The organism is Achromobacter dolens, from assembly GCF_902859745.1.
Classification (GTDB): Bacteria; Pseudomonadota; Gammaproteobacteria; order Burkholderiales; family Burkholderiaceae_B; genus Achromobacter; species Achromobacter dolens.
The window spans coordinates 1-8,567 of record NZ_CADIJW010000090.1 but is presented as its reverse complement, the minus strand read 5'-3'; the positions used below and the strand labels follow the sequence as shown (position 1 = coordinate 8,567).

The 8,567-nt window shown below is 68.8% G+C and carries 9 protein-coding genes and 1 pseudogene; 9 read left to right on the top strand and 1 reads right to left on the bottom strand.

Going from position 1 to position 8,567, the window contains the following annotated elements; all coding sequences use genetic code 11:
• From fliK to HV783_RS28900, 3 genes are all read left to right on the top strand, one after another.
• The coding region (gene fliK, locus HV783_RS28910) for a flagellar hook-length control protein FliK (protein ID WP_175190318.1) at positions 1–696 on the top strand (696 nt) is incomplete at its 5' end.
• The gene (locus tag HV783_RS28905; RefSeq protein WP_054502838.1) at positions 696–1,010 is read left to right on the top strand and encodes an EscU/YscU/HrcU family type III secretion system export apparatus switch protein; all 315 of its coding nucleotides are present in this window, start codon (positions 696–698) and stop codon (positions 1,008–1,010) included. The genes fliK and HV783_RS28905, both read left to right, overlap by 1 nt.
• Before the next feature lie 24 nt (positions 1,011–1,034).
• Entirely contained in the window at positions 1,035–1,832 is a 798-nt protein-coding gene (locus tag HV783_RS28900) for a flagellar brake protein (RefSeq protein WP_054502839.1), read from the top strand.
• Positions 1,833–1,999: 167 nt separating this feature from the next.
• Here the strand turns inward: HV783_RS28900 and fliE are convergent, their stop codons facing one another.
• On the bottom strand, positions 2,000–2,332 hold the full coding sequence (gene fliE, locus HV783_RS28895) for a flagellar hook-basal body complex protein FliE (RefSeq protein WP_035360311.1): 333 nt from the start codon (positions 2,330–2,332) through the stop codon (positions 2,000–2,002).
• A gap of 347 nt (positions 2,333–2,679) precedes the next feature.
• On the opposite strand from fliE, the gene fliF reads away from it, so the two are divergent.
• The 6 genes and pseudogenes from fliF to HV783_RS28865 all read left to right on the top strand — a co-directional run.
• Entirely contained in the window at positions 2,680–4,353 is a 1,674-nt protein-coding gene (gene fliF, locus HV783_RS28890) for a flagellar basal-body MS-ring/collar protein FliF (protein ID WP_054502840.1), read from the top strand.
• Positions 4,343–5,353, top strand: a complete 1,011-nt coding sequence (gene fliG, locus HV783_RS28885) for a flagellar motor switch protein FliG (protein ID WP_054502841.1) — start codon at positions 4,343–4,345, stop codon at positions 5,351–5,353. Before fliF ends, fliG begins: the two co-directional genes overlap by 11 nt.
• Positions 5,346–6,089 carry a flagellar assembly protein FliH gene (gene fliH, locus HV783_RS28880; RefSeq protein WP_064523621.1) on the top strand — a complete coding sequence of 248 codons (744 nt, stop codon included), beginning with the start codon at positions 5,346–5,348 and terminating at the stop codon, positions 6,087–6,089. Before fliG ends, fliH begins: the two co-directional genes overlap by 8 nt.
• A complete protein-coding gene (gene fliI, locus HV783_RS28875) occupies positions 6,086–7,561 on the top strand; it encodes a flagellar protein export ATPase FliI (protein ID WP_054502843.1) in 1,476 nt (491 codons plus the stop codon). The genes fliH and fliI overlap by 4 nt, the downstream gene beginning before the upstream one ends.
• Entirely contained in the window at positions 7,554–8,003 is a 450-nt protein-coding gene (gene fliJ / locus HV783_RS28870; protein WP_054502844.1) for a flagellar export protein FliJ, read from the top strand. The genes fliI and fliJ overlap by 8 nt, the downstream gene beginning before the upstream one ends.
• Positions 8,004–8,023: 20 nt before the next feature.
• A pseudogene (locus tag HV783_RS28865) lies at positions 8,024–8,567 on the top strand (flagellar hook-length control protein FliK); the annotation flags it as partial.

The following is an 8,567-nucleotide window of genomic DNA, read 5'->3' as shown; positions in this document are numbered from 1 at the left end:
ACGGCCCACGCCAGCCTGGCGGCGGCCGGACCGTCCGCCCGCGCGCTGGGCCAGGCGCTGCGCGCGGCGCTGCAGACCAGCGGCCTGTTCTACGAATCGCACCTGACCGACATGGTCTTCGGCCGCAGCAATCCGGCCCAATTGCAGCAGGAGCCGCAAGCCAAGCTCACGCGCAGCGGCGTTCCCAGCGAAGCCGACCTGGCCCGGCCGCGCGCCGACAGCGCCGGCACCTCCGCCAACCGCGCGGGCGGCGAGGCGCCGACGACGGGCGGCGGCGCCCACACCCCCGCGCCCGGCACGCCGGTCAGCGGCATCCACCAGGATCTCACCGTGCTGGTGCGCCAGCAGCTCGACGTGCTGGCCAACCAGGCATTGACCTGGCAAGGCGAAGCCTGGCCCGGCGCCCCCATGGAGTGGGAAGTCGAACGCGAGCCCTACGGCGGCGACCCGGAATCCGGCGTGCCCACCTGGGCGACCCGCCTGAAGCTGGACCTGCCCCGCCTGGGCCTGGTGGACGCGCGCCTGAACCTGGCCGGCGATCAGATCGTGCTGCAATTGGTCGCCCCCCATGGCGCGGCCGAACTCAATGAGTCCTCGGACCAACTGCGTTCGCGCCTGCTGGCCGCCGGGCTCACGCTCAGCCACCTGGTGGTGAACGTGGTCGATCCGCGTCCCGTCATGCCCACGGATTTCTGATGCGCACCGCCCCGCCTCCCGACCAGGGTCCCAACGCCAACCGCAACGCCGCGGTCGCGCTCTCGTATGACGACAAGGACGCCGCTCCCCGCGTCGTGGCCAAGGGTTACGGCCAGTTGGCCGACACTATCGTGCGCGCCGCCGAGGAAAACGGACTCTATGTCCACGAATCGCGCGAACTCGTCGGCCTGCTGATGCAAGTGGACCTGGATGCGCATATTCCTCCCCAACTCTACGTAGCGGTGGCAGAATTGCTGGCCTGGCTGTACCGCCTCGAATCGCGCGAGCTTCCCGACGCCGCGCCGCCAGCCTGACCCCTATTTTCCAAGGACATCACTGTGTTGGATGCCAGCGATCCGGAATTCCTGCTCACGCGGCCGGAAGACATGCGCGCCGCCCTCTTCGAACTGACGCACCCGGACAGCCATATCCTGGTGCGCGACGCCGCCGATCGCGAGATGGCGGTACTGGTGCTGGGCGCCGACAAGCAGACCCGCCAGTTCTTCTGGCGCCCGCGCGACTACGCCGGGGCCGACTTCGAACAGTCCGACAGCATGGGCCTGCTGAGCGGCACGACCTTCCATTTCCACGCCACCGCCTACGGCGGCGTGCAGATCCGCTTCCGCGTCGAGCGCCCCGAAGTCATCCATTTCGATGACGGCAGCGCCGCCTTGATGTCGCCCTTCCCCGAACACCTTGCCCGCATCCAGCGCCGCAAGATGTTCCGCGCCTCGCTGATCAGCAACGCCAACCGCTGCCAGGCGTCGTGGCAACCCGACCCGGCCGAGAAGCCGATCAGTTTCTCGGTGCGCGATCTGTCGGTGGACGGCGTCGGCCTGCGGGTGGAACTGGCGGTGCAGGCCCTGCCGGAACGCGGGTCGGTGCTGGAGGACGTGCGACTGGACTTCGGCGACCTGGGCAAGCTCAACGCGCACCTCGAAGTGCGCAATGTGTACCCGATTTCGGGCCAACCCATGGTCCAGTCCGATAACCCCGACGAGCCGGCGCCGCCCCATGTGTCGCTGACCGGCGAACCGCCCATGAGCCACCTGGGCGCGGTGTTCCTGAACCTGGACGCGCGGCAGGAAAACTGGCTGCAACAGGTCGTCTGGCGCCTGGAAAAAAACGCAAGGTAGTGTTGCCCCCACGCGGCGCGTGTTGTGAGCCCCCACGCGGCGCACGCTACGCGTGCTTGCTGCCCCCCGAGGGGGCTGCCCCGCCTACGGGCGGCGGGGCGGACGTTCTGGCCTAGATTGGGTTGTGTTCTAGCCGAGGCAGGGCCGTTCTGGCCCTGCCTGCGCCGTTACACGGCCATCGACGAGATTTCCTTGTAGGCCGCGACCAGCTTGTTGCGGACCTGGACGGCCGTCTGGAAGCCGATGCTGGCTTTTTGCAGGTCGATCATCACGTCGTTGAGCGAGACGTCGGGCGCGCCCATTTCGAATGCCTTGGCCTGCGCCGTGGCGGCATTCTGCGCGCCGGTGACGCGGCGGATGGAGCGTTGCAGCTCGGCGGCAAAGCCATCGGGCTGGGCCACCGCCTCGCCGGCGGCGAGGTTGCCGGTTTCGGCCTTGGTGACGGCCACGCGCATCTGCTGGAGCATGCTCTCGATGCCGGACAAGCCTGATACAGCCATTACGTTATTCCTTGCAGGTGGGGCGTGGACTACGCCAACAATGCACGCAGCGTAACCCGGCAACCCCGGCGTCATAGCGACTAAAAGCCGCCAAAACACCCGATATTTCCCCGAATGCGGCGCCCCCGCCGGCGTGCGCCGCCACCCCGCCCGCCCCACCGCCACGGTCGCTTGTCTACATAGGGGATAAGTAACGCCAAAAAACCGCTGTTTTCGACGATTGGGTTTGCTAACGCAGCAGCAATAATCCAGGCTCTCCCCAGACCAGAAGCACGTTGCATGTGTAATCTGCCCTACCCGAACATGAAGTCCTTTTCCCTGCTCCGCGAAGCCAGCGGGAGCCGCCAATGAATCAGCAGGCTACCCTGAGCGCGTCGCTTCTGGCGAAGTTTCCCGTGTTGGAAAAGATCCGCGCCCTGCCCAAGCCGGTCCTGCTGGGCGCGGCAGCCGCGGTGGTCGCGCTCATCGTCGCCGTGGCGATGTGGAGCAGCGAGCCCAAGTACAAGGTGCTGTTCTCGAATCTGGACGACCGCGATGGCGGCGCCATCGTGACGGCCCTGGGCACCATGAACGTGCCCTACAAGTACAACGACACCGGCACCGCCCTGCTGGTGCCGGCCGACCGCGTCTACGACGCCCGCCTGCAACTGGCGTCCCAGGGCCTGCCGCGCGGCGGCTCGGTCGGCTTCGAGCTGATGGACAATGCCCGCTTCGGCGCCAGCCAGTTCGCCGAGCAGATCAATTACCAGCGCGGCCTGGAAGGCGAGCTGGCGCGCTCGATCGAATCCATGCACACCGTGCAGCACGCCCGCGTGCACCTGGCCATGCCGCGCCAGTCGCTGTTCGTGCGTGAACGCCAGCCGCCCACCGCCTCGGTGCTGCTGAACGTCTACCCCGGCCGCAGCCTCAGCGACGCCCAGGTCTCGGCCATTTCGTGGCTGGTCGCCTCCAGCGTGCCGGAACTGACCGCCGAGAACGTCTCGGTCGTCGACCAGAACGGACGCCTGCTGTCCTCGCCGCTGGGCGAAGGCCGCGGCATGGATGCCGACCAGATGCGCATGGTCCGCGAAACCGAACAGCGCACCGTCGAACGCATCCTGACCATCCTCAATCCGCTGGTCGGCCCGGGCAACGTGCACGCCCAGGCCAGCGCCGAAATGGACTTCGCCCGCCGCGAAGAAACGTCCGAGGTTTACCGTCCCAACCAGGAACCCGGCCAGGCCGCCATCCGCAGCCAGCAGACCAGCGATCAGAACCAGCGCGGCATCAATCCCGCCCAGGGCGTGCCCGGCGCACTGTCCAACCAGCCCCCGGGCAACGCCCAGGCTCCCATCGCCAATCCGCCGCAAACCCAGCCGCCGCGCCCGGGCCAGCCGCAGCAGCAAGGCCAGCAACAACAGCAGCAACAGACGGCCACCGGCGCCCAGAACGCCGGCGGCACCATCAACGATCGCCGCGACGCCACCACCAACTACGAAGTCGACCGCACCATCAGCCACATCAAGCAACCGGTCGGCACCGTCAAACGCCTTTCGGTCGCCGTGGTGGTGAACTACGTGCGCGACAAGGATGGCGACCTCAAGGCCCTGCCGCCCGAGGAACTGAGCAAACTGACGAACCTTGTGCGCGAGGCGATGGGTTACTCGGAAAGCCGCGGCGATTCGCTGAACCTGGTCAACAGTCAGTTCAACGACGGTCCGCCGGCCCTGCCGATGTGGCGCGATCCGGAAATGATCTCGCTGTTCAAGACCATCCTGGCATGGCTGGTCGGTGGCGTCCTGGCCCTGTGGCTGTACCGCAAGGTGCGCCGTTCGGTGGGCGACTACCTGTACCCGCCGGTCGATCCGGAAGTGGCCGAGGCCGAGCGCATCGAAGCCCAGCGCGAGGCCCAGGACCTGGCCCGCGCCAAGGAAACCGACCGTTACCAGGACAACCTGGAACGCGCCCGCACGATGGCGAACAAGGATCCGCGCGCCGTCGCGATGGTCCTGCGCACCTGGATGACCAAAGATGAAAAATGATTCCAAGCCGATGGACGGCATGACGCGCAGCGCCGTCCTGATGATGTCGCTGGGTGAAGATGCTGCCGCCGAGGTCTTCAAATACCTCTCCGCCCGCGAAGTCCAGCAGGTCGGCGCCGCCATGGCCAGCCTCAAGCAGGTCACCCGCAACGACGTCGCCGTGGTGCTGGAGGAATTCCGCCAGGAAGCCGACCAGTTCATGGCCGTCACGCTGGGTTCGGACGACTACATCCGCACCGTGCTGACCAAGGCGCTGGGCAGCGACCGCGCCGCCGGCCTGATCGAGGACATCCTGGAAGCCGGCGAAGGCGGCAGCGGCATCGACGCCCTGAACTGGCTCGATCCGCACACCGTGGCCGAGCTGATCGGCGACGAGCACCCGCAGATCATCGCCACCATCCTGGTGCACCTGGAGCGCGACCGCGCCGCCGGCGTGCTGGCGCTGCTGACCGACCGCCTGCGCAACGACGTCATGCTGCGCATCGCTACCTTCGGCGGCGTGCAGCCCGCGGCGCTGTCGGAACTGACCGAAGTGCTCAATTCGGTGCTGGCCGGCCAGGGCGCCAAGCGCAGCAAGATGGGCGGCGTGCGCACCGCGGCCGAGATTCTCAACATGATGAATTCGGCCGAGGAGGAAACCGTGGTCGCCAGCCTGCGCGAACGCGACAGCGACCTGGCGCAGAAGATCATCGACGAGATGTTCGTGTTCGACAACCTGCTCGACGTCGAGGATCGCGCCATCCAGCTCATCCTCAAGGAAATCGACAACGACACCCTCATGGTCGCGCTCAAGGGCGCCCAGGAAGAGCTGCGCGCCAAGTTCCTGCGCAACATGTCCAGCCGCGCCGCAGAAATGCTGCGCGAAGACCTGGAAGCGCAAGGCCCGATCCGCATGTCGAAGGTCGAGACCGAGCAGAAGAAGATCCTGCAGATCGCCCGCCGCCTGGCCGAGAGCGGCCAGATCGTGCTGGGCAACTCCGGAGACGACGCGTATGTCTGAAGCGGATACCGGCCAGTCGACGCTCATCTCGCGCAGTGCCGCCTGGCGGCGCTGGCAGATGCTGTCGTTCGACGAGCCGCCGCCCGTCGAAGTCGAACCCGAGCCCGAACCCGATCCGGGCCCCGACCCGGAAGTGGTGATGGCCCAACTGCGCGCCCAGGCCATCGCCGAGGGCCGCGAGGAAGGCTACGCGCAGGGTCATGCCGCCGGCCTGGAAGCGGGCCGCGCCGAAGGCCATGAAGCGGGCCTGGCGGCCGGCCGCGAAGCCGGCTATGCCGAAGGCCTGGCCCAGGCGCGCGAACAAGGCGCCCAGGAAGCGCAGCAGTTGCACGCGCTGATGCAGGCCTGCGCCGAATCGGTCGGCTCGCTGGAAGAAAAGATGGGCCAGAGCCTGCTGACGCTGGCGCTGGACATCGCCCAGCAGGTCGTGCGCACCACCCTGGCCGAGCAGCCCGACACCGTGGCCAGCGCCGTCCGCGAAGTGCTGCACATCAACCCCACCGCCGGCGGCCAGATGCGCCTGTGGGCCAACCCCGCCGACATCGAGCTGATCCGCCTGCACCTGGCCGACGAACTCAAGGAAGGCCACTGGCGCGTGCTGGCCGACGAATCCATCGCCCGCGGCGGCTGCCGCGCCGAGACGCCGTTCGGCGACATCGACGCCACTTTGCAGACCCGCTGGCGCCGCGTCGCGGCCTCGCTGGGCCGCAACGTCCACTGGGAGGATCCGGCGTGAGCGCCAATCCGGCCCCCGCGCAGCCCGGCCAACCGGCCGTGCCCGTGATCGACCGCTGGCAGACCCAACTGCAGATCGGCTCGATCCGCGCCGCGTCGACCGACCCCTGGCTGGTCAGCGGCAAGATCACGCGCGCCACGGGCCTGGTGCTGCACGCCACGGGGCTGCGCCTGCCGGTGGGCGCAGCCGCCCGCATCGAGATCGCCCGCGGCCACGACCACTGGGCCGACGCCGAAGTGGTCGGTTTCGACGGCCACACCCTGTACCTGATGCCGCAGGCCGACATTTCCGGCCTGCCGCCCGGCGCCCGCGTGGTGCCCGGCGAACCGCCCGTGCAGCGCCAGATCCCGCTGCCGCGCAAGGCCGAACTCAATGGCAACGCCAAGCCCCAGTTGGGCCGCCACTTGCCGGTGGGCAACGCCCTGCTGGGCCGTGTGCTGGACGGCGCCGGCCGGCCGCTGGACGGTCTCGGTCCGCTGACCGGCGCCGAACTGGCGCCGCTATCGGCGCAGCCGATCAACCCGCTGTCGCGCGCCCCGATCGACACCGTGCTCGATACCGGCGTGCGCGCCATCAATGGCCTGCTCACCGTCGGCCGCGGCCAGCGCATGGGCCTGTTCGCCGGCTCCGGCGTCGGCAAGAGCGTGCTGCTGGGCATGATGGCCCGCTATACCAAGGCCGACATCATCGTGGTCGGCCTGATCGGCGAGCGGGGCCGCGAAGTCAAGGAATTCATCGAGCACAACCTGGGCCCGGAAGGCCTGGCGCGTTCGGTGGTGGTGGCCGCCCCGGCCGACGTCTCGGCGCTGTTGCGCCTTCAGGGCGCGGCCTATGCCACGCGCCTGGCGGAACACTTCCGCGACCAGGGCCTGGACGTGCTGCTGATCATGGACTCGCTCACCCGCTACGCCATGGCACAGCGCGAAATCGCGCTGGCCATCGGCGAGCCGCCCGCCACCAAGGGCTATCCGCCATCCGTGTTCGCCAAGCTGCCGACCCTGGTCGAACGCGCCGGCATGGGCGCGCCCGGCCCCAGTGGCAAGGCCGGCTCGATCACCGCGTTCTACACCGTGCTGGCGGAAGGCGACGACCAGCAGGATCCGATCGCCGACTCGGCCCGCGCCATCCTGGACGGCCACGTGGTGCTGTCGCGCCATCTGGCCGAAGCCGGCCACTACCCCGCCATCGACATCGAGGCCTCCATTTCGCGCGCCATGACCTCGCTGATCACGCCGCAGCAGTTCTCGGTGGTGCGCCGTTTCAAGCAGACGCTGTCGCGCTACCAGCGCAACCGCGACCTGATCGCCGTGGGCGCCTACGCCGCCGGCAACGACCCGCAACTGGACGACGCCATCGCCCGCTACCCGCGCCTCGAAGCGTTCCTGCAACAGGATATCGGCGAGAACGTCGGCTACGAGGACGCGGTGGAACAGTTGCGCGCCAGCTTTGAATTGAGGGACACCTATGCCTAGCCAATTGCCCCTGGACATGCTGATCAACCTGGCCAAGGAGAGCACGGACGAAGCCGCCCGCCTGCTTGGCCGCCTCAGCACCGAGCGCACCAATGCCGAACGCCAGCTCGGCATGCTGCAGGACTATCGCCAGGACTACCTGGAACGCCTGCAGCAAGCCATGACCACCGGCATGTCCGCCAGCGATTGCCACAACTACCAGCGCTTCATCGGCACGCTGGACGACGCCATCAGCCAGCAGCAAGGCGTGCTGCGCCAGGCCGACGATAACCTGGCCAAGGGCCGGCTCTACTGGCAGCAGGAAAAGCGCAAGCTCAACTCGTACGACGCCCTGGCGCAGCGCGAATTGCGCGCCCAGGCCGTGGTCGAATCCCGCCGCGAACAGCGCGCCAACGACGAATACTCCGCCCGCCTGGTCCAGCGCCGGGCCGGGATGCATTAATTGCCCACAGGAAGCCCGCCATGACCGCTCCCCTGCCCACCCCCGCCATCGCGCCCGCCGCGCCGGTCTCGATCGCCGACACCCTCGGCGCCAAGGCCGCGCCGGCCACAGCCAAGAAAGGTCCGTCCTTCTCGGACGTGCTGGCCCAGCAGCGCCCCAATCCGTCCGCCGACGCGCGTCCCGCCGCCAACGGCGGCGCCAAGACGCCGGCCAGCGGCAAGAATTCGGGTGGCGCCGCCGGCAACGCCGAGGATGCCGCCGCGCAGGCCATCGACAATGCCGTGCAGACTGCCGCCCAGGCCGAAGCGGGCGCGCTTGCCGTCGCCGCGCAGCAGCCGGCCGCGCCGGTGCTGCCGCAGCAGGCCCTGGAGATTGCCGCCCAGGCCGCCGAACAGACGCAGTTGGCGCGCGGCACCGCCCAGGCCGCCGCCACGGCCATCAGCGCTGGCGCCGCCGTGGTGCAGGCCGCCCTGACCGCCAACGATGCGATCGCCACGCCGCGCGCGCCGGTGCCCGCCACCGCGCAACAGGCCGAAGCCGCCGCCGCACTGGCCAGCCGCGATG